Source organism: Neobacillus sp. plas4 (genome assembly GCF_057221695.1).
Map to the genome: position 1 here is coordinate 371,672 of NZ_CM170152.1, position 25,683 is coordinate 397,354.

At 38.4% G+C, this 25,683-nt stretch carries 19 protein-coding genes; 18 read left to right on the plus strand and 1 reads right to left on the minus strand.

Annotated elements, in window-relative coordinates:
- The first annotated feature begins 20 nt into the window (after positions 1-20).
- Positions 21-1,679 carry an L-lactate permease gene (locus AC2TFD_RS01910; protein ID WP_335510046.1) on the plus strand — a complete coding sequence of 553 codons (1,659 nt, stop codon included), beginning with the start codon at positions 21-23 and terminating at the stop codon, positions 1,677-1,679.
- 70 nt (positions 1,680-1,749) lie between these two features.
- On the plus strand, positions 1,750-2,106 hold the full coding sequence (locus AC2TFD_RS01915; protein ID WP_335510044.1) for a cupin domain-containing protein: 357 nt from the start codon (positions 1,750-1,752) through the stop codon (positions 2,104-2,106).
- Between the two features lie 176 nt (positions 2,107-2,282).
- Here AC2TFD_RS01915 and AC2TFD_RS01920 read toward each other — a convergent pair whose 3' ends face one another.
- Positions 2,283-3,227: an L-lactate dehydrogenase gene (locus AC2TFD_RS01920; protein WP_335510042.1), complete on the minus strand. Its 945-nt coding sequence runs from the start codon at positions 3,225-3,227 to the stop codon at positions 2,283-2,285.
- 505 nt (positions 3,228-3,732) lie between these two features.
- Here AC2TFD_RS01920 and AC2TFD_RS01925 point away from each other — a divergent pair.
- The 16 genes from AC2TFD_RS01925 to AC2TFD_RS02000 all read left to right on the plus strand — a co-directional run bounded on the left by AC2TFD_RS01925 (position 3,733) and on the right by AC2TFD_RS02000 (position 25,456).
- On the plus strand, positions 3,733-4,668 hold the full coding sequence (locus AC2TFD_RS01925; protein WP_484674846.1) for a DMT family transporter: 936 nt from the start codon (positions 3,733-3,735) through the stop codon (positions 4,666-4,668).
- Positions 4,665-5,162: a prolyl-tRNA synthetase associated domain-containing protein gene (locus AC2TFD_RS01930; protein ID WP_484674847.1), complete on the plus strand. Its 498-nt coding sequence runs from the start codon at positions 4,665-4,667 to the stop codon at positions 5,160-5,162. Before AC2TFD_RS01925 ends, AC2TFD_RS01930 begins: the two co-directional genes overlap by 4 nt.
- Before the next feature lie 715 nt (positions 5,163-5,877).
- Positions 5,878-7,215: a gluconate:H+ symporter gene (locus tag AC2TFD_RS01935; protein WP_335510034.1), complete on the plus strand. Its 1,338-nt coding sequence runs from the start codon at positions 5,878-5,880 to the stop codon at positions 7,213-7,215.
- 363 nt (positions 7,216-7,578) lie between these two features.
- Positions 7,579-7,932, plus strand: a complete 354-nt coding sequence (locus AC2TFD_RS01940; RefSeq protein WP_335510032.1) for a hypothetical protein — start codon at positions 7,579-7,581, stop codon at positions 7,930-7,932.
- Between the two features lie 32 nt (positions 7,933-7,964).
- Positions 7,965-9,131 carry a hypothetical protein gene (locus AC2TFD_RS01945; RefSeq protein WP_335510030.1) on the plus strand — a complete coding sequence of 389 codons (1,167 nt, stop codon included), beginning with the start codon at positions 7,965-7,967 and terminating at the stop codon, positions 9,129-9,131.
- A 69-nt stretch (positions 9,132-9,200) separates the two neighbouring features.
- Positions 9,201-9,536, plus strand: a complete 336-nt coding sequence (locus AC2TFD_RS01950) for a hypothetical protein (RefSeq protein ID WP_335510028.1) — start codon at positions 9,201-9,203, stop codon at positions 9,534-9,536.
- 53 nt (positions 9,537-9,589) lie between these two features.
- Positions 9,590-10,393, plus strand: coding sequence for a hypothetical protein (locus tag AC2TFD_RS01955; protein WP_484674848.1), 804 nt, complete (start codon positions 9,590-9,592; stop codon positions 10,391-10,393).
- Positions 10,394-10,658: 265 nt separating this feature from the next.
- Positions 10,659-15,278 carry a type VII secretion protein EssC gene (gene essC, locus AC2TFD_RS01960; RefSeq protein ID WP_484674849.1) on the plus strand — a complete coding sequence of 1,540 codons (4,620 nt, stop codon included), beginning with the start codon at positions 10,659-10,661 and terminating at the stop codon, positions 15,276-15,278.
- Positions 15,271-15,522 (plus strand): ubiquitin family protein, encoded by a 252-nt coding sequence (locus tag AC2TFD_RS01965; RefSeq protein WP_335510023.1) that lies wholly within the window; start codon positions 15,271-15,273, stop codon positions 15,520-15,522. The genes essC and AC2TFD_RS01965 overlap by 8 nt, the downstream gene beginning before the upstream one ends.
- Before the next feature lie 47 nt (positions 15,523-15,569).
- Positions 15,570-15,872, plus strand: coding sequence for a WXG100 family type VII secretion target (locus tag AC2TFD_RS01970; RefSeq protein ID WP_335510021.1), 303 nt, complete (start codon positions 15,570-15,572; stop codon positions 15,870-15,872).
- 34 nt (positions 15,873-15,906) lie between these two features.
- Positions 15,907-16,209, plus strand: coding sequence for a pore-forming ESAT-6 family protein (locus tag AC2TFD_RS01975; protein WP_335510019.1), 303 nt, complete (start codon positions 15,907-15,909; stop codon positions 16,207-16,209).
- Between the two features lie 114 nt (positions 16,210-16,323).
- Positions 16,324-17,166 carry a DUF6382 and FHA domain-containing protein gene (locus tag AC2TFD_RS01980; RefSeq protein WP_335510018.1) on the plus strand — a complete coding sequence of 281 codons (843 nt, stop codon included), beginning with the start codon at positions 16,324-16,326 and terminating at the stop codon, positions 17,164-17,166.
- Positions 17,167-17,374: 208 nt separating this feature from the next.
- Positions 17,375-18,142, plus strand: coding sequence for a PP2C family protein-serine/threonine phosphatase (locus AC2TFD_RS01985; protein WP_335510017.1), 768 nt, complete (start codon positions 17,375-17,377; stop codon positions 18,140-18,142).
- Positions 18,143-18,160: 18 nt separating this feature from the next.
- Positions 18,161-20,104: a protein kinase domain-containing protein gene (locus AC2TFD_RS01990; protein ID WP_335569686.1), complete on the plus strand. Its 1,944-nt coding sequence runs from the start codon at positions 18,161-18,163 to the stop codon at positions 20,102-20,104.
- 15 nt (positions 20,105-20,119) lie between these two features.
- On the plus strand, positions 20,120-20,563 hold the full coding sequence (locus AC2TFD_RS01995; protein WP_335510014.1) for a hypothetical protein: 444 nt from the start codon (positions 20,120-20,122) through the stop codon (positions 20,561-20,563).
- A 15-nt stretch (positions 20,564-20,578) separates the two neighbouring features.
- On the plus strand, positions 20,579-25,456 hold the full coding sequence (locus AC2TFD_RS02000; protein ID WP_484674850.1) for an Ig-like domain-containing protein: 4,878 nt from the start codon (positions 20,579-20,581) through the stop codon (positions 25,454-25,456).
- Positions 25,457-25,683 lie beyond the last annotated feature (227 nt).

The window sequence follows — 25,683 nt, forward strand, 5'->3', positions numbered from 1 at the left end:
TGTAAAGGGGTATGAAACCTATGGAGTGGGTTCATAATTATGCAGCCCTAAATGACAATATTATCTTAACTGCTTTTGTTGTGGCAATTCCAATCTTTTTCTTGATATGGGCATTAGCCATTAAAAGAATGAAGGGTCATGCTGCTGCTACTATTGCTTTAGTATTAGCGATTATTATTGTTATCTTAGTTTATAAAATGCCAGTTTCAACAGCTCTTTCAGCCGCTTTACTAGGAATTACCAATGGGCTATTCCCAATTGGCTGGATTATTTTAGGGGCAGTGTTCTTATATAACCTAACAGTAAAATCAGGTAAATTTGATATTATTAAAGCTTCTATTTCATCTCTTTCAGAAGATAGAAGAATTCAAGCCCTATTAATTGCCTTTAGCTTTTCTGCGTTTTTGGAAGGGGTATCAGGTCAAGGAGCCCCCGTTGCAATTGCAGCTGCTATGTTAATTGGACTTGGATTTGATCCATTAAAAGCAGCCATCATATGTTTAGTAGCCAATGTCCCGCCTGTTCCTTTTGGCCCAGTTGGAACACCTACGATCATGTTGTCGACTGTTACCGAAATAGACGTACTGAAAATAACTCAAGCTGTTGGTGGTCAAGTAACCATTATTTCAATCATCGTACCAATCTTTATGCTGTTAGTAATGGTTGGATGGAAGCAGACAATGGAAGTATTACCAGCCGCACTTGTTACAGGTATTAGCTTTGCGATTCCTTATTTTATCATTACAAAGTTTGTGGGACCAGAACTCCCAAGTATCATCTCTGCAGTTATATCTTTAATTAGTTTAACCGTTTTCTTGAGATTTTGGAAGCCAAAAACCATTTATCGTTTTGAATATGAACAGGAAGTTGCAGCTACAATTGATGTTCCTTTTACAAAAACACCAAAATATTCAGGTAAGGAAATTGTTGTAGCGTGGTCTCCATTTATCATTTTGATGGTGGTTATGTTCGTTTGGAGTACACCTGGATTTAAGGGCTCCATCACTAATTTAAAATGGTTTGCTTTGGTAGAAAATTGGCCAGGTTTAGGAAATGTATTTAAGGCTGCACCAATCGTAGCGGAGCCTACTCTTTATGCGGCTAGTTATAAATGGGACTTTATTTTGGCAGCAGGTTCAGCTATTATGCTGACAGCGATCATTACACTATTTGTTTTACGTATTAAGCTAAGTACTGCTGTTCAGGTTTTGGGCCAAACAGCTAATCAGCTTAAATTCACTTTTGTTTCAATTGCCGCTATTTTAGGATTTGCATATGTAGCAAACTACTCTGGATTATCCTTTACTCTAGGGTTAGCTTTCATAGAGACTGGTGAATTATTTGTTATCTTCTCACCTATTATTGGTTGGTTAGGTGTGTTCTTAACAGGTTCAGTAACGAACTCCGCAGCACTTTTTGGAAAAATGCAACAAGTTACCGCGACATATTTAGAGTTGAATCCATTATTAACTGTTGCAGCAAATCATACAGGAGCTATCATGGGTAAACTAATCTCTCCTCAATCGATTGCAGTTGCAGCCGGAGCAGTAGGATTAGTAGGTAAAGAAAGTGAGATTTTCCGAAAAACAATAAAGTATTCATTAATGTTACTTGGAATTGTTATCATTATTACCTTAGTTCAAGCTTATATATTCCCTTATACATTGCCAAAAGTTTAATTATTTATGTGAAATATTTCACAATGTTTTAGGGGTGTAAAACACACAAATTTTTAGGAGGAAAATAAAAATGTCTAGTATGATGAAAGATCGTTTATTTAAAATTGAAGAAGTAGCCCAATTCGATCCTGAACAAGGGAAAAAAGTACCTTTCTATGAAACACAACATACTTCAGGCTGCCTATGGTGCTTAGAGCCAGGTCAAGAGGTATTCAAACATTCACATTCAACGGGAGATGATCTTTGGATTTGTATTCAAGGAACAGGTACCTTCTATCCAGGAAATGGTGAAGAAGTGGAAATCACAAAAGGAGATATGATTATTTCAAAGCCAAACCAACACCATGGAATGAAGAATACGGGAAACGAAAGATTTATCTTTGTAGGCGTAGCTGGACCAATGCCGATGGACGTAATTCGTTATTAATATTGTTATAAATAACAAAAAAGTGCTTATTAAGAGGTTCATAGAAAAATTACTATCCAATTGGGGGGGCAGATGAAAAGGTACTCCCAATTTTAAAGGCAGAAAAAGGTATAGACCTTCAATGATTTGAAGGAACTATACCTTTTTTTGTATATTTAAATAATACTATTGAGCGATTAAATTGTGACAAAGGATTCCCTCCAGAAAGGAGCTTGAATCGCTTCTATTTCTTTTACAGATTCATCTAATAGTGCTTTTTCAACTGGACTTAATTCTAGTTCAATTGTCATTGCTCTACCGGAACGATTAATAACTGTTGGAGAACCAATACAAACATCATAGTAACCGTATTCTCCAGCAAGAATAGCGCCTGTTGGTAAAATAACATTTTCATTTTTTAGGATTGCTTTTGTAATTCTAGCTAACACTGTTGCGATTCCAAAATATGTTGCACCCTTTGCATTAATAACTTCATAAGCAGCGTTGCGAACTTGTACATAGATATTTTCTTTTGCGCCTGCTGTTAATTTGTCAGCAACAGGGATTCCTGCAATATTTACATTGCTCCATACGGCGAGTGAAGAATCACCATGTTCGCCAATGATATACGCATCAACAATAGAAGGCTCCACGTTAAATTCTTGGCTGATTAAATAACGGAATCTTGCAGAATCAAGACCAGTACCTGACCCAATGACTCTTTCTTTTGGCAATCCAGAGAACTTCCATGTTGCATGAGTTAAAATATCTACCGGGTTTGATGCTACTAAAAAGATGCCATCAAAGCTGGCTGCCATTACTTCATCAATAATTGATTTGAAAATACTCATATTCTTATCAACAAGTTGTAAACGGGTTTCGCCCGGTTTTTGCGACACTCCTGCACAAATAACAACAAGTGCGGCATCTTTACAGTCAGCATAAGTGCCAAAGGAAATATTCATGTGATATTGGTTAAATGCCAATCCATGATTTAAATCTTTAGCATCTGCTATCGCCTTATTTATATTCATATCTACAAGAACAAGCTCATCACATAGATTCTGATGCATAGCCGCAAAAGCATAGCTTGATCCTACTAAACCTGTACCAATTAAAACGACTTTATTAGAGAATTGCATAATTTATAGCCCCCTTATTAATATAAAACTCATCTTTTGGAGTTGAATTTAAGCCGATAAATCTAAACAAAAGCCCAATTCTAATCTACTATCAGTTGTTTTTCGGTGTATGTATTATGTGTAAAAAAAAGAAAGACACTATTGTTTGTGAACAATTTCACAAATGGTATCAAAAAAAACCGTACTTTGTCCATCTGTCACAGAACGGTTTTTTCTATATATTGTTGGTTACCAAATCAGGGTTTTTACCTATGTTTATAACAAATTCAATTAAATATCTACTAATAATTATACGATAGAACTCGAGCAAATTATATATTTAAAGTTTTAAAAGAATGTCGGACTCGTGAATATTCTTCTATTGGTATTAACAACTGCACAATAAGGACGAAAGGCTCTACAGGTAAAGCAAGAAACAAGTGAGTCTCTATGAAGGGTTTGCCCCGGTTTATGGCGAAGTACTTAATCGGTATCATACCCTTTTTGGAATTATGAGGTGCATAAATTGAAAAAACAAACAAGTTTAAGAGTTTATATCATGACAATAGCGGGTGCGGTATGTTGGGGGCTTATTGGTTTATTTATTACTCCATTGTATGCCCGCGGCTTCACCGCTTGGGACGTAGTTGCGATTCGGGGTATTTTTACCTTTGTTATCTTGATTCTAGTTATGTCAATATTTTATCGGAATCAGTTACGGACCAGATTAAAGGATCATATTTTTTTCGCATGTGCAGGAATATTTAGTATCGCTTTCTTTAACTTTTTTTATTTCGAAGTGTTTTCTCAATCGAGTTTGTCCCTTGCCGTAACACTTTTATATACAGGTCCACTGTTTGTAACCATCCTGTCACGGCTTTTTTTAAAAGAATCCCTGACGATTCGTAAAGGCTGGGCACTGGCTCTAGCGATTACAGGGTGTACATTTGTTGTAGGCTTGCTGCCACTTGGCCAAGAAGGGATACAGATGAAAACCTTGTTAATGGGGATTTTATCTGGATTTTGTTATGCGTTGTACAGTATTTTCTGTAAACCTATCACAAAGCGATATTCTGCATTGACGATTACTACATACACTTTTCTATATACGAGTATATTCATGCTACTGACAAGTGACATCTTAAAAAAAACCAATCAATTTCAATATGCTGATGTTTGGGCAGGAGCGTTGTTATTGGCTTTAGTGGGAACCGTTGCAGCTTTTCTTTTGTATACTTCAGGACTAAAGCATTTAGAAGCGAGTAAGGCCTCGATTTTAGCAACGATAGAACCCATCATTGCCGTAGTAACGGGAGTGCTGTTTCTAGGGGAACATCTACGTGGATGGCAGGTGATAGGAATCGCATTGGTTTTGTATTCAGCCATTCTTGTCGCAGATGGAAGGTCTAAGGCTAAAAAACCTGTTGATACGATTTTGAAGGAGGAAAAAAGAACAATATGATACAACTAGAGCAGGAAAAATGTGTATATGATGTTTTAGAAAAACTAGATATTTCCTTTACCAGGTATGAACATGGAGCTGTTTTCACAGTGGAAGAAGTTCGTCAATTGGATATTACGATTTCCGGCGGTCATACGAAAAATTTATTTTTACGAAATCGAAAAGGGGATCAACATTATTTAGTGATTGTATCAGAAGAGAAGGATGTTGATTTGAAACGTTTATCAAAGCTTATTGGCAGTACTCCATTAAGCTTTGGTTCAGCGGAAAGACTGAATAAATATTTAAACGTGTATCCTGGATCAGTCGGCGCTTTTGGATTGATCAACGATTGTACTAACCATGTCCAGGTTGTAGTAGACAGTGATTTGCTTGAGAAAGACACCATTAACTTTCATCCCAATGTAAACACAGCAACAGTTAACCTTTCAATCCAAGAGTTTAGAAGATACCTTGATTATGTCAATAATCCAGTTTCCATTATTAACTTTTAATATTTCTGATCTGCCTGCCAGAAGCTATAAAAAAACTAGGATAATCAGAGTAATGAATTAACCTTATCATACCAGGGGGGCAGCTCAAAAGGCCCCCTTTTTGAATTGGTTGATTACCATGAATATAAGATATAATAGACTCAAGAGAAATCAATTTTAACGGATATAATGGAAAACTTTGAAATAGTCATTGGCCTCATTGAAAAAGCAAGTTCTATCAATATTCTAGGTACCTGGCTTGTCCCATTCTTTCCTATGCGTCCGCAAAACTGAAAGTAGAAGTTAGTAAAGAACAATTTTCAGTTGTACCTACAATTGCGTTAATAGAGGCGTTGGTCATTGAAATTGGAAAACGGTCATCAGAAGAATCAATTAAAAAGTTGAAAAAACTAGAAAAAACACTTAGAGATAAGAAGGTAATATTTTCTTATTCAAACTAAAAAAGAGACTTTCCATGAGTTCTTTAAACTTTTGGGAAGCCTTTTTTTTTTTAGCGTTTTAACCCCCTTATTATCGATAAACGCTTACAAAATGTTGTTGACGAATGAATAAAGGGGATGATATTCTTATCAAGTTGATTTATTTGTTTACTAAACTAATTAATTAGCAAAAGTTGTTTATTGCATTAGTAGTTTTAGACTTCTAATCAATCAAAGGAACTTTTTTGCTAAAGATTGAAAACACTTTATTTATAAAGTTTAGGAGGATTTACAGCATGAATTGGATAATTGAAAATATGCCAATTATATCAGTAATCATCGGAGTTGCTTTACTGCTTTTCTTGAACATGAAATGGAAGTTAAACAGCTTCGTTGCATTACTAATTTCAGCTATTGTAGTTGGTTTTTTAAATGGAATGGGGCCATTAGACTTACTTGATACAATCAAAGCAGGTTTAGGCAGTACATTAGGGAAATTAGCACTCATTATTGGATTTGGCGCCATAATTGGTAAGTTGATGGTAGACTCAGGGGCTGCTCAACGAATTGCTTCAACATTACTTAATAAATTTGGAGTAAAAAAAGTAGAGTGGGCACTGATTATCATTGGTGCAATCTTTGGGATTTCAGTATTCTATGAAGTAGCGTTTATTATCCTAGCACCACTTGTTATTAGTATTGCAATTGAAGCGAAGGTTCCATACTTAAAACTTGGGATCACAATGGTTGCAGCGACTACTTTAGCACATAGTTACTTCCCGCCGCAGCCAGGTCCAACTGCATTGGTTGAAGCATATGGAGCAGACATGGGTATGGTGTATATTGTTGGAATTATTGTCTTTATTCCAGCTGTACTTGTAGGGGGAATTATTTTCCCGAGATTAATGAAAAATTTGGATCATCCTATTCCACCGTTAATGGCAAAACCAAAGGAATTTACAGATGAAGAAATGCCTGGATTCTGGACAAGTTTAATTGTACCTTTAATTCCAGCTATCGTAATCACGGTTGCAACAATTGTCAACATGTTCATTGAAGAAGGTACGACTTTCTACCAGATTTTAAACTTTGTAGGAAGTGCAGAAGTCAGCTTATTAATCGCAGTATTGATTTCTATTTATGTTTTCGGTATTCGTGTTGGACGTTCAATGAATGATGTGATGGATTCCTTCTCTGGTGCGATAAAGGGAATCGCCATGATTATCTTTATTGTTGGTGCCGGCGGTGCGTTTAAAGAAATCATTATTCAAGCGGGTGTTGGTGATTATATTGCCGGCATGATGCAAAATTCAAGTATCTCACCATTAATTATGGCATGGTTTATTACAGCTTTAATCCGTATTGCAACCGGCCAAGGAGTTGTGTCCGCAATTACTGCAGCAGGTATTGTTGGCCCATTAATGGATACTTTTGATGTAAACCCTGTTTTAATGGTACTAGCGACTGCAGCTGGAAGTAATACCATAACACATGTTAATGATGCATCCTTTTGGTTATTTAAAGAGTATTTTAATTTAACGATTAAAGAAACATTGAAGACGTGGGGATTATTATTATTCACATCCTCTGTAGTAGGTCTTGGAGTTGTGTTGATATTGGATATATTTATGTAATAATAAAAGGATCTGCATAAGTTCCCAAGCATAGAGGTTTTCCATCAGTTCTTTGAACTCTTGGGAAGCCTCTTTTTTTATCACAGTGTCACATACAGAAGGTGCTCGAGCCGGGGCAATGGAAAACACCTAGGTCTTCAGACGTTATTTTTTATAAATTCTGGTGGACGTACGGTACGAAATAACCAATTTTTTCTTTTTTATAGAATAATAAATAAATAGCTTTTATAATAAATAGGAAATTAGAGGGAATCGACCAGGGGACCAGGGGGACGGTTCTTGTGGCAATAACTAGCTTAAGTATAGACCACAAGAACCGTCCCCACGGCAACCGTGGCAATTTCGTAAAAAGCAGGTGATGAAGTGAGTATTAACGTTAATTTAGCCGCTTCGCAGGCAAATAAAATCAATGATTATTCTTCAAAACTTCTTGAGGTAAAAAATAGCTTAAATAGGGTAAAAGGGAATCTCAACAATGGCTGGAACGCACAAGAAATGATCTATATCAACCTAACAATCGATAATATAAACCGAGAAATTGCTGCTCTATCTACGAAACTAGATTCAATCGGATCGGATGTTCTCGCGGCTGCACAGCAAATTCAGCGTCAAGAGGAAGCTGAATCAAGAGCAAAAGCGGAGGCTGAAGCGAAGGCAGAAGCTGAAGCTAAGGCAAAGGCAGAAGCAGCACAAAAGGCGAATGCCACTGTAAAGTAAATTAATACTGTACATATAGGAGGTGCAAAAAATTGCCGCCCATAAAAATTCAAACAGAATATATTAAACAGACTAGTGCCAGTATTGGTCCTATGGCGCAAAAAGTATCTGAGGTTAGTGATGGGTTAAGTGCTCTTAAGCATTCTATTGATCATGAAATCATGAATCGGGGGAATTTACGTTCCAGATTCAATGCTGCCATAACCTCATCTCATCAATTAGAGACGAAATTGAGAGATTTGAATCGCTTTATTGCACAATCCATGGATAAGTATTGTCAGACAGAGACTGAACTGACGAAAAAATCGGAATCAGCTTTAAATCTAGAATCAAAGAAATCAACAATTGCGAGTATTTTGGATGTCTTCGACTACATAAATGGAAAGCTAAGTGTTGGGGATGCCGCCTTAGTTGGCACACAACTTTTCACAATTGCACTTAGTACTGCGATTTCGCGGAAGCTTAAAATTAATTACATAGGCGGTAAGCCAAAGTTTTGGAAGAAAATTAAGGGTGATTATAAATTTACAGTAGGAGCTCATTCAACCTGGAAGAGCAGAGGTAGAGGAAGATATGACTCAAAGCTGGCTCGTGCCATTTACAATTTTTCAAAATCGAGCCCTTCCAACCCTATCGTAAAAAAACTTCATAAGTTGGCAGCTTCTTATGATAACCCTTCAGCTATATTAAAGCATGCTGCTGGTTTTCCAAAGAATTTGAATCAGTTAAAAGGGGATACCTTATCTAATACATTCCAAAAACGAATAACAACTGGTACAAAGGAAATTGCCGAACACATATTTGATGCCAAAGGATTGACCAAAGTGGCAAAGAAGGTCCCGGTGGCTGGCTGGGTAATTTCACTCGCTGCAAACGGTGCAGAGTTTGTTGACCCTGATAATGCAAATAAGACCATTGGTGAAAAAACCGGACGTGCAGCTGCTGGAATTACCGCAGATATTATCGCGATTAGCGCAGGAGCTAAAGCCGGTGCACTGATTGGCAGTCTGGGTGGACCTGTAGGAATCGTAGTTGGTGGAGCTGTTGGTGCCCTTGCCGGTGGAGTTGGAAGTATAGTCTATGGGGATCAGATTAAAGATGTTGGTGAAAAATTCGGAGGAGCAATTGAAGAAGGAATAAAGGATTTAGGTGCAGGGATTAATAACACCTTTAAATCCGTTGGAAGCTGGTTCAACTAAAAACGTTTTGTAATGATGAGGAACTTTTATATTTTCAGTAAATCTCTTAATAAAGGATAAGGATGAAACATGAATTTAGAAACGATGGAACTGATTCAAGGCTTATTATCCTATTATCTGAGTGTCCAAGTAATTTTCAGTATCTTGGTGTTTCTACTCGGAAGGATCGTGCTTGATGTTTACGAAGCAGGTGTTTATGAAAATCCAAAAACGGTATTTCAAAAGACGTTTACGTATGTGATTAATGCTTTTTTTGGTATAGGACCTTATCTGAACAAGAAATTTTCAAAATACTCTTTTTTAAAAAGAAAGTTCTATATGTTAATTTCTATTGTTGTGCAATTTTTTGCCTCAGTTATTGTTTATTATGTGCTTAAAAGTCTACTTCGGGCAATTTTTCTATAATCACTCTTTCTATAATACAAAAAGGCTTTATAACGAAAAGGAACGTGAAATAAATGGATTATATCATGACTTGTACATCAGCGGAACTAGCGCTTTTAGTAACTCTAAGTGGATATCCTGGTGTTGCAAAAGGGATTGCGGAGGCATCCGTTGGAGAAAAGGGCCAAAAAGAGTGGGAAGCGATTATGGAGGTGACTACTCACCAATTAATCCTTAAGCAGCTCTGGGATGACGAAAGAGAATTGAAGGGTGAAATTCCATTAAAGGATGAGGTTCAGCACTTTATTAAAGGCTATGTCGAATCGAAATGGATGATTCGCTGCTCAAATAAAGGGCAATCGAACATTCTAATGATTCACCAGATTGATAACGATACATGGATGACTCATATCATTGATCGGGACATTATCCATGAATTCGCCTATATCAAAGGTGCAGATATTTCAAGTGTAATACGAAACTATTATTCTTTTTCGGAAGTGGGTTTTGAAAGAGCCCAGATGTTCCAACTCACCGATCAGGCATTTGATTTACTGAGTGAACACCGTAACGCAGGGAAGGTTAGGAAATTAAGCAGTTTTTCACTTGAAGAAGAGCAGAGCTTCCGGATATTCCTTGATGATTTAGAGTCACAGAACTGGTCTCTTTATAATATTTCAATGTTCCACAATCCAAGTATTGAAAGAGACCCAATTCTTGAAAATATTGTCTTCTTTCTTCCTTCTGAAAGAGGGATTTGGGTGGTAGAATACACCGATCATCCGATTGCACCCGTCAAGGTTGCATTAAATACATTTGAGCAGTGGTGTGACTTGTTAAACGGTGTTGGTTATGAGGCCTCAGGCGTGAATAGTTAGTAAGGTAAATCCATATGAGCATTCTCATGTGGATTTTTTTATGGTAAAAAAACTATTCATGGTTCTTTATTCTTATACCTTTTTGCATAAGCACTAGGAATAAAAGTCTAGAATGGCGCTATACCAGTCATTCTGTGAACGGGAATGGATTTGGGCAAATTGTGTCTAAAGTATGACGGACCCTTTAGAAAATTGCTTTATAATAACAAATATAGGAAATTGTTTCTACTGGAGCTATATAGCTAGTAATAGGGAGAGAATCGTTTTGATAGTAACGCTGTTTGATAGAGGTAAAGCATTTAATCTTGTTTTACCTGAAAAAATAACCGGGAGATACATTCTCACCAGTGTTGATAAAGATGGTAATACGATTGATTTAATGGCAGTTGAAGCAGAAAACGGTAAGTGGTTTGTGAAATCAAATAGGTATGTCTATCTGAAGGGCGCTGCTGGTGAAAAAGTCGGAAAGGTCCCAGTAGAGCCTTTTATGACGTATACCGTTTACCGTGATCAAGATTCATCTGCGCTATTATATGCAGAACCGGCAAGTGAAGGCCGAAACGAGTTTACTAGACATATGGTATCAGCGGATGTCATTAAGATCGGCAGGGCTAAGGATAACGATATTTGTTTTACCGACAAATTGGTATCCAGTTCACACTGCTCCATTGAGTATGACGCGAAGGGTCAAGCGATAATCCAGGATCACAACAGTTCAAATGGTACATATGTCAACGGTGAAAGAATTAAGGAAAAAGTGCTCGCTGTTGGCGATGTCATATCCATTATGGGCTTACGGATTATTTACAATGGGAGATTGCTTTCGTTAAATAATCCTCATCAATTAGTGTTTTTAGATCGAAATGCCTTTAAACCTTTTGTTGCTGACCAGCCAATTGTAAAAGAGGACGATGGTCTCGATGATTTTAAGACTGAAGAAGAGCAGGATGAATTGTTTTATCGATCTCCAAGATTCAAGCGGGATATTGAGCGAAAGACAATCAAAATTGACCCGCCGCCGCAGCAAAATAATGCCGATGAAACACCGTTAATGCTCATGTTGGGGCCGTCGATTACGATGGGGATGGCGTCACTGTTTACAGGAATATTTGCGGTCCAAAATGTGATGAGGACAAATGGGGACATTATGTACGCTATGCCAACACTTGTGATGTCGCTAAGCATGATGATTGGTATGATTCTTTGGCCGATTCTAACAAAAAGATATGAGAAGAAGAGAAGGATTGCACAGGAGAAAATACGCCAGGAAAAATATAGCAGCTACATAGAAGAGATGAAACAGGTGGTGGCGGACGAATGCAAGTATCAGAGTGAAATCTTGCATGAAAATCATATTCCCCTTTACCTGTGCTTGAAAAGAATTCGGAACCGCGAACGTAATTTATGGGAACGGACACTAGGACAAAATGACTTTCTTACAATAAGAGTCGGTCTAGGTGATGTGCCGTTAAATGCAGAAATTAAATACCCTGAAAAGAAATTCACGCTCGAGGATGACAATCTCTTAGATGAGTTGTATCAATGGGTAGAATCTCCTCAAATCATAAGACAGGTGCCTGTCACCATATCCCTTATAGAAGAGCGTATTAGTGGGTTTATCGGAAAGAGGGAGACCGTTGTCGAGTTTGTTAAGGGGATTATTTTTCAATTAGCTGCCTTACATAGTTACGATGAATTAAAGTTCGTGTTTATTTACGATAGAGATGAGCAAGAGTCCTGGAAGTTCGTTAAGTGGCTGCCGCATGTCTGGGATGAGGGCAGGAGTGTCCGATTTATTGCCACTGACGCGAATGAAATAAAGGAGCTTTCCGCCTATTTTGAAAAAGAAATAGCACATCGAGCTGCAATGGCTGACAGTAAAGAAGCGGATGTTAAACAGCATTATGTTGTATTTTCGATGAGCAAAGAGCTAGCAGGAAAAGCTGAAATGGTGAATTTACTTTTAAAAGAAAAGAAAGAGATTGGCTTCAGCTTGATTACCTTATATGACAGTTTGGAAATGCTGCCAAAAGAATGCACAAATGTCGTTGAGCTGAGTGATAAAACAAGCAAAATTTATGACAAGGACGATATCTCCGGAAAGTATCAAAACTTTACTGCTGATATTTTTTTACAGCAGGAGGAGGAACCCATTGCTGTAGAGTTGGCCAACATCCAGCTGGCTTCGTCTGTGAAGGCCTACACGCTTCCTGATATGATCACTTTTTTAGAAATGTTTGGCGTTGGAAAAGTGGAACATTTAAATGCGCCGACACGATGGAACGAAAATAATCCGACTCAGAGTATTGAAACGCAGATTGGTGTTAACCAGACGGGAGAGCCCTTCAGACTTGACCTTCATGAAAAATACCACGGACCACATGGATTGATCGCAGGTATGACGGGTTCTGGTAAGAGTGAGTTTATTATGACCTTCATCTTGTCATTAGCGGTAAACTACCACCCAGATGAAGTTGCATTTATTTTAATCGATTATAAAGGCGGCGGGATGGCCAACGCATTCCGTAACCTTCCGCATTTAGCAGGAACGATTACCAACCTGGATGGTGCGGCCGTAAAACGATCCCTCATTAGTATTCAAAGCGAACTAAAACGGCGTCAGGCTATTTTTAGCGAAACAAGCAGAGTGTTAAATGAAAGCAATATCGATATTTATAAGTACCAAAAGTTATACCGTGAAGGTGCAGTTTCAGAGCCATTACAGCATTTATTCATGATTTCCGATGAGTTTGCCGAATTAAAAACGCAACAGCCGGAATTTATGGACCAGCTTGTCAGTGCCGCACGGATTGGAAGAAGCTTGGGTGTCCATTTAATTTTAGCGACACAAAAGCCATCTGGGGTTGTCGATGACCAAATTTGGAGTAACAGTAAATTTCGTATCAGTCTGAAGGTTCAAGAAAAGGCGGATAGTATGGAAGTCATCAAACGGCCGGATGCTGCCGAATTAACACAAACAGGACGTTTCTACTTGCAGGTCGGCTACAATGAACTGTTTGAACTCGGTCAATCTGCCTGGGCAGGGGCGCCGTATTATCCAGCAGAAAAGAAGGAAAGTAGAAAAGATGATGGAATTACCGTCATTGACAATTTAGGACGTGTGATGAAATCCGCTAGATTGGATAAACGAAAAAATACGGTTAAAAAACCAGTGAGTCAAATTGATGAGGTCACGAAATATTTAGCTAATCTTGCAGACCAGGAAAATATTAAAGTAAAACAGCTATGGTTAGATCCAATCCCGGCTGACATCTACATCGATGAAGTAAAAGAGAAGTATCGTGCGACGAGCCAGCAGGGGTTTGAACTGAATCCGGTGATTGGCGAATATGATGATCCAGCAAATCAACGCCAGGTAGTGTTGAGGCTGCCAATCAGCCAAGAAGGAAATACCGTCGTCTATGGTGTGGCTGGAAGCGGGAAAACAACATTCTTGACCTCGCTTATCTATTCCTTGATGGAAGAACATACGCCTGAAGAAGTAAATCTCTATTTACTAGACTTTGGTTCGGAAACGTTAAGCTGGTACCGGGAGTCCCCGCATGTCGGAGACGTGATGCTGTCACATGAAGGAGAAAAAATCGACAATCTCTTTAAAATGCTCACGAATGAAATTGCAATGAGAAAGAAACAATTCTCGAATTATGGAGGAGACTTCAAAACCTTCAATCAGCAGTCAAACGAAAAAGTCCCTTCAATCGTGCTGATGATTCACAATTACTCGGCATTTTCAGAGGTGTATGAACAATATGAGGAATCTATTTCATTTTTAACTCGAGAAGGAACGAAATATGGAATTTATTTCATCGTTACAGCGTTAAATACGGGGGCAATCCGATACCGGCTTCTGCAGAACTTCAAGCAAATGTATGTCCTGCAGTTGAATGACACAACAGAATATTCTGGTGTGTTGGGCAATGTGGATGGTGTCTATCCTTCGAAAAATAAGGGTAGAGGAATTTTCAAAACTGAAAATGTTTACGAATTCCAAATTGCGCAAATTACAAAAGACGCATCGGACTTGTATAACTTTGTTACCGGATATTGCCATGATTATCAGCAGAAATGGAATAAGAATTCAGCAAAACGGATTCCGATTCTTCCAGATAAAGTAGACATCCACTACTTACAGAATGAAATTCGCTTTAATCAGACAAACAGAATTCCGATTGGAATCGAGAAGAGCACACTGAATCTCGCAACTTTTGACTTTACTGCATCTGCGGTTCATCTTGTAACCTCGCATACTGGTGATGAATGCTCCACTTTCATGCAGGGACTTGCGGAAGTCATCACGATGAAAGACAACAGAGAAGTAATTGTTATCGACGCTGATGACAGCTTTGCGTATGACAACGGCCGCACCTATCAATATGTGACCGGTCCAAAGTCGTTAGAAGAGATGATTGTCTATTTATTTAAGACATTGGTGTACCGCAATAACACAACAAAGGATGCGATTGCGGAAGGTAAGTCGGAACCGGTGTTTGAAAACATTACCTGTATCATCCATTCATTCACAGAATTGAATGCACAGCTCTCTGATGATGGAAAGGATAAACTGAAGGTCTTTTTAGAACGAGTCAATGGATTGAACGTAACGATTATCATTTCCGACGCCGTTGACAAACTAAGTTCCTACACATATGAACCTTGGTTTCAAAAACAAGTATCGCTGAGCGAAGCACTTTGGGTTGGAAATGGGATAGCTGATCAATATACACTCAAAATTAGTAAAATTACCAATGACATGTATGGCGAATTAGCTGAGGACTTCGGCTATGTGGTGAACAAAGGAAAAGTAAAACTAGTAAAACTCCTGACCACTGCGGCGAGTGAAGAGGGGGCAATGCAATATGCATAAGATTTTAGTCGAGGTATATAACCCGGCTTCAAACAACAGTTATGATGTCTTTATCCCTCTGAAAAGTCCTGTATATGAAGTTGTCTATCTGCTGTCGACTACAATCTCAGAACTTTCACAAGGCCATTACACCGCAACAGAGCAAACAATTCTTTGTGATCGAATTACTGGAAATGTATTTGATATCAACAAAACCATCGAAGAACTTGGGTTGAAAAATGGATCACAGTTGATGATTCTTTAAACAGACGTTATATAGACCCAGACGGCACTTTAAAGGAGGTGATAAAGATGGCAAGAACAATCACAGTTGATCCAGCAAAGTTAGATACTGCTGCAGCAAAGATTGACCAGCAATCAGCTGATTATGAGCGTGTTTATAAAGCTCTTTTCAACGAGGTTGAAGGCATGCAGGCTGCTTGGCAAGGTACTGATAACTTAGCTTACGTAAATCAGATTAAAGGATTTATGGATGATTTCAATCAAATGACGAGTTTAATGAAACAATACTCAGAATTCTTGAAGGTAAGTGCCCGTACTTATCGTGACACTCAAAATGAAATCGTTAATGGAGCAAAACGTTTAACAAACTAATATAGATTCATAATTTGAATGTGAGGTGGTAACCATGGCAGTAGAAGGAATCAAAATATCTCTGAATGAGGTTAGCAGTACAGCCAATCAAATCCGTAATTTAAACCAACAATTAACAGGAAGATTGGATGAAATGAAGAGAGAAATGAATGCTTTAGGAAATTCCTGGAACAGTGATGCCTCCAATACGATTAGAAATAAATTCAATGGTCTTACACCAAAGTTTGACAACTTCCGTGAAATTGTTGACAGTTATGCAAAGTTTTTAGACCAGACTGTTAATTCTTATAACTCTACAGAATCAGCGATCAACAACAACGCGAGTGCATTTAAATAAGCATGCAGGTTGTATTTTTCCTAACTCTCTTTTTAGAGGAGAGTTAGGAACAACACCATGCAGGAGCAAATAATAACGGGTAGTGTTGAAACCCTAAAGATGGAGACGATTAGGATGAAAACAGATTTGGAGAAGCTTTTTTCAGGGACGCTTACGAAAAAACAATTGATGACACATTTGGTCAACATCATCGACAGTTTAGCTGAACTAAAGAAAACGGGTGTAGATATCGAAAATATTCTGCTGGACAAGAAACATATTTTTCTTGATCACTTTTCAAATAGATTAGTATTTATGCATCTTCCCATAAAAGATAATGTCTTTGAAAAGGTATCAATGAGTGAATTTTTAAAAGAATTGATTGCCTCTACTACCTATGATGAAAATGACGACCTACAGTTTTTTATCAAGCTTCATAATTATCTAGCGAGTACACCGGCATTCCAGCTGCAGGAGTTTCAAGAAAAACTGATCGAGTTTTCCACCGGCCGCAAACAGAGAAAAGATGCAAGAAAACCGAAATCTAATTTTTATAGTCCAGGATTCATCACACGTGCATTGGCAGCTACTGATGATGAAGGGACGACGGTTTTAGGGGCATTTACTGAACACGACGAGTATGAAGAAGGTACCACAGCATTAGGGGTAGACAATAGAAGTATGGAAAAACCATTCCTTATAGATGTAGAAGCCGGTACAAAAATTGTCGTAACGAAAGAAGTTTTTAAATTGGGAAGAGATCCTGAACAAGCCGATTATGCTTCAAAGAATAAAGTAGTTGGGCGGATACATGCAGAATTGATCACGGCAGATGGTGAATATTTTCTAATGGACAAACATTCCAGAAACGGCAGCTATGTTAACGGAGTCAAACTGTCACCAAATGAAAAGATAAAAATTAAACACGAAGATCAAATAAAGCTGGCAAATCAGGAGTTTGTTTTCAAGTTATTTTAAAAAGGCTGTTCGCGTAAAGATTGTTGTTAAAATCTTAAAGCCGATTTTAACGTGGAAATAGTTATTTTGCGTTTTAGAATTTAGTTTGCAGGCTCTTTTCTTATTGGAATTATTCTATTGATGCGTAAACTTAGCATAATAATTAAACTCTGTTCCATAAAGCAACAAAGTTTTAAGAAAAGAGCCTTAAAAAAGGAGAGGTTAGCTGATGGCATTTTTAACGGCGCACCATACGGATGTTGGTATCAAAAAGAAGACCAATCAAGATGCCTTGTTACTAAAGACAGCCAAAACTCCGAAAGGTCCAGTCGGCCTATTCATTGTCTGTGATGGGATGGGCGGCTTGTCGCACGGTGAGCTGGCAAGTGCCACGGTAATAAGAGGAATGGCAGAGTGGTTCGAGGCAGAAATGCCAAGACTCTCGCAGTCAGAGCACATTGAGGAAGAAATTTATTCAGAACTAGAAAAGTGCATTAACAAATTGAATGAGAAAATCCTCAACTATGGAGAGACTTCAAACGTGAAATTAGGGACAACCCTTACTGCACTTTTGATCGTGCACAATAAATATTATCTTGCTCATATCGGGGATAGCCGGGCATACAACATTTCGAACTCTGCAAACCAACTTACAAAGGATCAAACATTGGTAGCGAGGGAAGTAGCACGTGGAAATATAACAGAAGAGCAGGCAAAAATGGATCCGCGCCGAAATGTGCTGCTGCAATGTGTCGGGGCAACAAAGGAAATTGAAATGGATTTTTCCACGGGTGATGTCCAAGCTAACACAGTGTTTATGTTATGCTCGGATGGATTTTACCATCAGATCACGGAAGAAGAGTTAGCGCTGAATCTCAAGCCAGAAACCATTGAAAACGATCAGCAATTAAAGGATAAAGTTGTACAGTTAGTTGAGTTAGTAAAAGCGAGGAAAGAAGTCGATAATATTTCGGTTGTAGCAGCAAAAGTTTTGTAACCAGCGGGGGCGTTTTACTTGATACAAATTGGGACGGTAATCGATGAAAGATATGAAATACTGAAGGAAATTGGCCGCGGCGGAATGAGTATCGTCTATTTGGCGATGGATAACAGACTGAACAAATCATTAGTCGTAAAGGATATTCGCAAACGCGCGTCTAGTAATAACGAACTTTTGATCAACAGCTTGATTGTCGAAGCTAATATGCTCAAAGTTCTCGACCATGGAGCGCTGCCAAAAATCTACGATATTATCGAATCAGAAGGCGATATCTATGTGGTGATGGACTATATAGAAGGAGAATCCTTAAAAGAAAAGCTGAAACGAGATAAGACCATTTCGGCGAATCAGGTAATCGACTGGGCGAGACAGCTGAGCGGGGTATTAGAGTACTTACATACAAGGAAACCGTACCCGATTATTTATCGGGATATGAAACCAGATAATATTATGCTTACCCCTGAAGGGAAAATTAAGTTAATTGACTTTGGGATTGCAAGGGAATTCAAGACTGAGAGTACTACCGATACGACGAATTTAGGAACGAAATCCTATGCGGCGCCGGAGCAGATGTCCGGTAAGCAGACAGATGCGCGCACGGATATTTATAGCTTAGGTGTCACCTTGTATCACCTTGTCACGGGTAAGAGTCTAAATGAACCGCCATTTGAGCTTAAACCAATCCGCCATTGGGATCCGTCCCTTCCTGAAGGACTTGAACACATTATTATCAAAGCGACCCAATCGGAACCTGCGAACCGCTATCAAAGCTGCAGTGAACTATCGTATGACCTTGAAAATATTAACAAGCTGACAGCAGGATATAAAAATAAGCTGCGTAAGAAACTTTCGATCTTTCTGGTTCCGGTTGTCTTGTGTCTCGCCTTTACGACAACATCCGTGTTTGGCTATAAAGGCGTGAAAAATACGCAGTTCCAGGATTATATGAGCTTTGTCAACGATAGTTCGGTTTATTTAATGGATGGCGACGATAAGAAGGCAATTGAAATGTTAGAAAAAGCAATCACAACAATCGACAAAAGCCGAGCGGAGGCCTACATCCATTTACTAGATCTATATAACAACCGTAATGAAAGTGATACGGGATTAGCAAAGGTCGAAGCCTATATCGAGGATGAGTACGGAAATATCCATGAGAATAATGAGGTCCGCTTTAAGATGGGGATGACATATTTTGATATCAAACGCAACTACTCGGAAGCCCTAAAGCATTTTCATCAAGTTGATCCCGAAGAAATTCCAGACGTACAGTATTATGAAGCATTAGCGACAACGATGATTTCAATGAATATTGACTATAAAAAGTTCTCCGAAAATCTGCGAGAGTTTGAAAAATTTAATGATCAGCTGCCAAATGAACGAAAAAAAATCGATAACTATAATTCTTTAGCGAATATTTACATTTCGTATAAAGGGCAAATTGCCGACGCCAATACAAAAGCCATTGAAATTGTTGAAAAAGCCTACGATGTTCTCCGGTTAATCGAAAATGAGAACTTATTAGTCAAATATGAATTGGATTTTGAACAAAAATTAGCGCAAGCCTTCTATAGCAGAGGTGTTAATTCAAAAGACAAAGTGACGGCTCAAAAAGATTTCGAGCAGGCAATACAGCATTATCAGAACCTTTCGGATTTAAATGCGGGTAATGAAGAAGAAATTTTAGTCAAAATCGGTGTGATTTATCAAGAAATGGGTGAGTCAGCCCGCGCTGTGGAGCAATTCCAAAAGGCGATAAAGGACTACCCAAAAAGTATCGATGCCTATGTGAAACTTGGAAATTTATTGCTAGATGTTGAACAAGGTAAAGCTGAGGGCAGTCGAAATTATCAAGCCGCGAAGCTGGTTTATGAACAAGCAAATACCTTGGATGGAGCAGGAGAGGATGAAGCTTTTAAAAAGCTTAAAAGGAGGTTTGATAACCTTAGTATTAACTAGAAAGGGGAAGGAGAAATGGAGTACCAAATTATGCTTTATGGGGGAATGGCCGGGGCGGTGATTACCCTGATCATCTCCATCATTCTCTACGTCAAAATAGGCATTGCGCAAGTGGTCGAGGACTTAACGGGTATAAGCCTTCGAAAAAGATTACATAAAAAGCGAAAAGCCCAGGATGAATTAAAGGAAAAGAAGCTGACAAAAGAAATCATGTTAAAAAAGCAGTATGCCAACGAGGCGGCAGCTAGTCAAGAGACGGAGCTTATGAACAGTGAGATCGAAGAAACGGCCTTACTTGGTGATGGATATATGGAAGAAACCACCTTGTTAACTGTGGATTTGGACGAAACAACCTCATTGTGCGCCGATATGGAGGAAACCTCAATATTACTAGAGGAAGAAAATTATTTTAAAAAAGAGGTAGATGTGATCGTTGTTCATTCCACCACGATCATCTAAAGGGAGTTTAGTAGAATGGCAGAAAGTATAGCTAGAAAGTACAAAAGTAAAAGGAAGGTCATCTGGATATTATCACTTAGCCTTTTGCTCATTTCAGTGTTTGTATTTAGCACAAATGCTTTTTCGCTGGATGGAGCAAAGCGATTTATCGTATTTAATGAAGAAAAGTGGGAAATGGGAACGATGGGTCAGCCAGACTGGGTGACGAATAAAGATAGTATTACCTTTAAGGTAGATTTAAAGGAGGACTTTGCAAATAACAGTCAAGGTGAAATGGTTACAGCGGCAGAAGCACCGTTTACTGTTAAAGCTGATTACCAGGGCAGTGAAATCAAAAATGCCCAAATTGAGGAAATAAAGGATTCTGAGTCAGGTTTTTTTGGTGAATATTTGATTACCATCCCATTACAACCAGATCATCCCGAGGGAAGCTTACATGTAAACGTGGAATTTGCTGAAGAAAATTCATGGAATATCCCTGCTTCAATCAACACCTTTACGATAAATCGAGATGCCGTTAAACCTATCGTGAATGTTACTCCTTGGTTCGAAAAAGGCAAATTTAGAGACGGAGATTTTACGAACAAGCCAGTCTCGATGAATATTAAAGTAACTGAAAGCAGTTTTACTCCTGGAAAGGATACGATTTCAATTTTAAAAGATGGGATCCCCTATGAACCAGCACAAGCACCTCTCTGGAATGAGAATGAAACATTCCTAACCTTTGATAATACTGGGTTTTATGAAGTAAGTATTGTTGCCGCTGATAAAGCAGGAAATAAAAGTGATCCGGTAAAAGTAACCTTTGGTATTGTGAAACAAGGCCCAAGATTAACGATTACAGATAAAAACGATAGTGGTTTTTATAAACAGGTTGAACTGAAAGTTGAAAGTGACATTCTGATTTATGAAGCAAGTGCAGCCATTGAGAAAACGATAAATGGCATAACGACGACGGAAGTAAAAAGTTTCGAAAGAAAAGGGAAAACAGCAGTCCTCACCCTAACAGAGGATGCGGAGTATAAGGTAAGTGTTACCGTAAAGGACCGACAAAATATTGATCCTGGACATCACTTAGGGGTCACCAGTTTTACGATTGATCAAACAGCGCCGGCCCTGGAGATAAATGGTGTTACCGATCAAGGCAAATACAGTGAATCCAAAGAAGCTGGGATTGTCGTGACCGATACGAATATTGAGCAAAGTAATACGGAACTAAAGGTAACGACTGGCAACCAAGTGATCACCTATAAGGGTGAAGAGGCCTATAAAAAACATTCTTTCACCAATGAAGGTGTCTATGTACTTGAATTAAGCGCCACTGATAAAGCGGGGAATACATCCGTTAAAAATTTGAAGTTTATTATTGATAAGTCTGCGCCGACATTGGAAATCACTGGAGTAAGTGCAGGGGAATTTTACAACTCGGATAAAGGTAGAAAAGAAGTAACGGTATCGGTTGAAGATTTAACCCTTGATTTAACGCAAACAACGTTAATAGTCGAGAAAGATGGTGCGACATATTCAGAAAGTATTCAGTTGAATGGTGTATCAGGCACAAAGGCTGTGGCAAACCATACCTTTACGGCAGAGGGAAAATATACGATTACCCTCACTTCAACCGATAAACTAGGACAAGCTGCACCAGCAAAATCCATTTCTTTTACCATTGATAATACCAATCCGATGGCAGTTGTTACCCTGGATGGTACAGTGTTGGCAGAAGATGAAATAGTAGTAGATGGCGAGAAAACAGTAAAACTAACACTAACCGATAAGCACCATGAGTTTTACAACGTTAGTGTAAAGAAAAATGGAGAAGTGTATGAGTTCGCTCCTTTTGTTCGAGACGGTAATACCGTTGCAGCACAGCATTTATTGAAGGAAGATGGAGTCTATGAAATTACAGTAGATTCTAAGGATAAAGCTGGCAATGAAAGTGTTCTAACGAAAACCATTACGATTGATACCGGTAACCCAGATATTCATTTTAAAGGGGTTGAACATCAGAAACATTACAACAGTGAAGCTGTGGATGTAACGGTCATCGTCAACGACTTCACGTTTGATAAAAAGAAAACAACCCTTGAAATGACAAGAACAAATGGTGATCAGGTCACTGAAATTAAGCCAAATGACTGGGACATCTATGATTACTTCAAGTGGCTGTATAAAGGAGAAATGAAGCTGACTTTTGCAGATGAAGGTGTTTATCAGCTTAAAGTTACCGCAGAAGACAGATTTGGAAAAGTGAGCTCGAAAACAGTAGAGTTTACCATCGATAGAACTGCACCAAAGATTGAGTTCACTGGGATGAACGAAGGTGATTTTGTAAAAAACGGTGAGGTTGTCATCGGGGTTAACGAAACCTACCATGAAACAAACAACGTGACCGTTACAGTTCAGAAAGATGAAAGTATAAAAGAAGAAACGTTTGTGAATTCAGGTGAACAATCTGAACTTGCTTTAAATTTTACGGAAGACGGAGATTATCAGATTACAGTAACAGCAGAGGACAAGGCTGGAAACAAAGCCTCTGATATGAAGTTATCGTTCACGGTCGATACGATTAAACCTGTGATTGATATTATCGAAGTGACAACCAACGAAGTGGTGAAAAACCATTCATACGACGCTGAGAGCAAAAAAGTTTCAATCGTAGTGAATGAACATAATTTTGCAAACAACAAGGTCCAATACGAGGTAATAGAAAAAAATACAGTTACGAATGAAAGTAAATCGATATGGATTGGTGAGTGGAGAAACTTTGCTGAAATATCCAGTCTTACCTACCATTTTACGGATGACTATGAGTATTTCATCACAGTGATCGCGGAAGACGCTGCCGGAAACATTGCAGATGAAAAATCCGTAACCTTTACCATCGATACGATCAATCCGATAGTAGCAAGTGATGGTATTGAGAGTGATAGGAATTACCAAAGTACAACAGCATCATTTTGGGTAAAAGATACCAACATCGACATTTCTAATACAAACTTGAACGTGTTAAAAGATGGGGAGCCTTATAGCATTGGTGATATTGCATTAAGCTATCCTACAGAAGGGGCACTAAGCTATACGTTTAAAGAAGAAGGAAACTATACAGTGACTTTGGAATCCAGTGATAAAGCAAAGCGAAAAACCATCCATGGACCGATAAGTTTTATTGTTGATTCAACAAAGCCTGTTGTAAACGTCGAGGGTGTGGAAGATCACTCCTTTAACCCAGCGAACAAAAACGTAACAATATCTGTTAATGAGAAGAATTTTTCAACAAATACAGTTGAACTGGCAGTAACAAAAGATAATAAGCCATATGATTTGGGTGCATTTATCACGAATCAAAAACAGCTTTCTGTCATTGGCCATAATTTTGCTGAAGATGGGTTGTACTCCATCTTTGTTAAGTCAACCGATAAGGCTGGCAATGGCCCTGTGACTGTAAACCGTACATTCACGATTGATAAAACAAAACCTGCCATTGAAATTACGGGTGTGAATCAAGACGCTTATTATAATGAGGATAAGCGGGTGAATGTCACCATTCGTGACGTAAACTTAGACATGAACAAAATAACGGTAACAAGAGATGGTGCCCGTTATCAAACCGGCAGCTTCGGAGTCAGCGGCAACACCGCAACGCTTAGTCACAATTTTAGTGAAGAGGGAAACTATCATGTCCTGGTAGAAGCAACCGATAAAGCCGGAAATAGCTTTTCGCATCAAGTGAGTTTTACGATTGATAAGACGAAGCCAGTCATCACCCCTAAATTTAAAGGGCAAAGCAGGGTTATTAAAGACGGTGAATTTATAAACGAAATATTTACACCCGAATTTGCTCTAGATCAGAAAGATGATTCGATCGTCTCTATAACATTAAACGGTGCCGATGCCGGCAGAACGGCTCCGACTGCATCAAAGGAAATGCTTTATCACTTTAACGTTTTGGCTCGGGATAAAGCAGGAAATGAAACAACATTGGAAATTAAGTTTACCTTGGATACGACAAAGCCAATTTTGGCGATTACGGGCATACTTGATGGATTCTTCAATGAGAACTTGTCACCCAATGTTACCTATTCTGATATTCATTTAGATCCAAGCAGAACATCTGTAACGTTGAACGGTGCTCCTTACAAAAACGGGACGAAACTTGAGTTGGAAAGAGACTATGTTTTCAAAGCGATCGTGACAGATTTAGCGAACAATGTCAGTACGAGAACCATTGTCTTTACGATTGATAAAACGTCACCGGTCATCAAGTTTAAAGAACCTGTTTCCAATGAGTATTTTAACAAAGATTTAATACCTGAATTATTGATTGAGGATTTTAGCGAATATGACATCATTGCTCTAACCTTGGACGGCAAAGAATATAATCTTGGCGATCCGATTACTTCTGAGGGGAAACATGTGTTGTTCTTCGAAGTTAAGGATAAAGCAGGTAATATTCAGCAATTAAGTGTCGAGTTTATGATTGATAAAACGGCTCCAAAGGTAATCTACGATGGAATTAAGCGCAATGAGATATACTACGATTCTGTTAAAGCAGCAATTACCCTTGATAATCCAAGCGATACGATCAAATCCATTATGGTTAATGGCAAGCTGTATAATTTTGATGAAACTGCAGATGAGAATGGAGTCTCCGTCTTTACGGCAACCTTCTCAGAAATCAATTCATATCAAGTTGAAGTTACGGCGTTTGATGAAGCAGGAAATGAAATGACTACAGTCATTCCGTTTGAAATTGCCGAGAAGACAGCTTTAGTGAAGTTTTATGAAAATAAACCATTATTTGCAGGCTCGTTAATTGGGCTATTCGGAATAATGGGCATCGGAATTACTGTTTTGGTTAGACGAAAGAAAATAGTGGAAGTTGAAGAATAAAGTCAGTGGAAGGCTGTGAATGATAAGAATATCATTTACAGCCTTTTTTTATTATGTTTCTAGGAAAATGAACTTTTTATGCCTATCTTCCAACCTTCGTAAAAACGTGTTTCTTGTTCATGGTCACTATGTTTCTTTTGTGGCAATACCTGTTAATTCGCGAACAATAATATAAAATATGATATTATTATTCGTATTTGTGGTTGCCAACTAGCATTTTATTCTTT

What these genes read in the sequence shown, in the direction of transcription:
- AC2TFD_RS01980 (WP_335510018.1), top strand. Translation starts at nt 16,324, where the DNA reads ATGAAAACAGATTTGGAGAAGCTTTTTTCAGGGACGCTTACGAAAAAA.
- AC2TFD_RS01985 (WP_335510017.1), top strand. Translation starts at nt 17,375, where the DNA reads ATGGCATTTTTAACGGCGCACCATACGGATGTTGGTATCAAAAAGAAG.
- AC2TFD_RS01910 (WP_335510046.1), top strand. Translation starts at nt 21, where the DNA reads ATGGAGTGGGTTCATAATTATGCAGCCCTAAATGACAATATTATCTTA.
- AC2TFD_RS02000 (WP_484674850.1), top strand. Translation starts at nt 20,579, where the DNA reads ATGGCAGAAAGTATAGCTAGAAAGTACAAAAGTAAAAGGAAGGTCATC.
- AC2TFD_RS01975 (WP_335510019.1), top strand. Translation starts at nt 15,907, where the DNA reads ATGGCAGTAGAAGGAATCAAAATATCTCTGAATGAGGTTAGCAGTACA.
- AC2TFD_RS01920 (WP_335510042.1), bottom strand. Translation starts at nt 3,227, where the DNA reads ATGCAATTCTCTAATAAAGTCGTTTTAATTGGTACAGGTTTAGTAGGA.
- AC2TFD_RS01965 (WP_335510023.1), top strand. Translation starts at nt 15,271, where the DNA reads ATGCATAAGATTTTAGTCGAGGTATATAACCCGGCTTCAAACAACAGT.
- AC2TFD_RS01995 (WP_335510014.1), top strand. Translation starts at nt 20,120, where the DNA reads ATGGAGTACCAAATTATGCTTTATGGGGGAATGGCCGGGGCGGTGATT.
- AC2TFD_RS01955 (WP_484674848.1), top strand. Translation starts at nt 9,590, where the DNA reads ATGGATTATATCATGACTTGTACATCAGCGGAACTAGCGCTTTTAGTA.
- AC2TFD_RS01930 (WP_484674847.1), top strand. Translation starts at nt 4,665, where the DNA reads ATGATACAACTAGAGCAGGAAAAATGTGTATATGATGTTTTAGAAAAA.
- AC2TFD_RS01970 (WP_335510021.1), top strand. Translation starts at nt 15,570, where the DNA reads ATGGCAAGAACAATCACAGTTGATCCAGCAAAGTTAGATACTGCTGCA.
- AC2TFD_RS01935 (WP_335510034.1), top strand. Translation starts at nt 5,878, where the DNA reads ATGAATTGGATAATTGAAAATATGCCAATTATATCAGTAATCATCGGA.
- AC2TFD_RS01950 (WP_335510028.1), top strand. Translation starts at nt 9,201, where the DNA reads ATGAATTTAGAAACGATGGAACTGATTCAAGGCTTATTATCCTATTAT.
- AC2TFD_RS01915 (WP_335510044.1), top strand. Translation starts at nt 1,750, where the DNA reads ATGTCTAGTATGATGAAAGATCGTTTATTTAAAATTGAAGAAGTAGCC.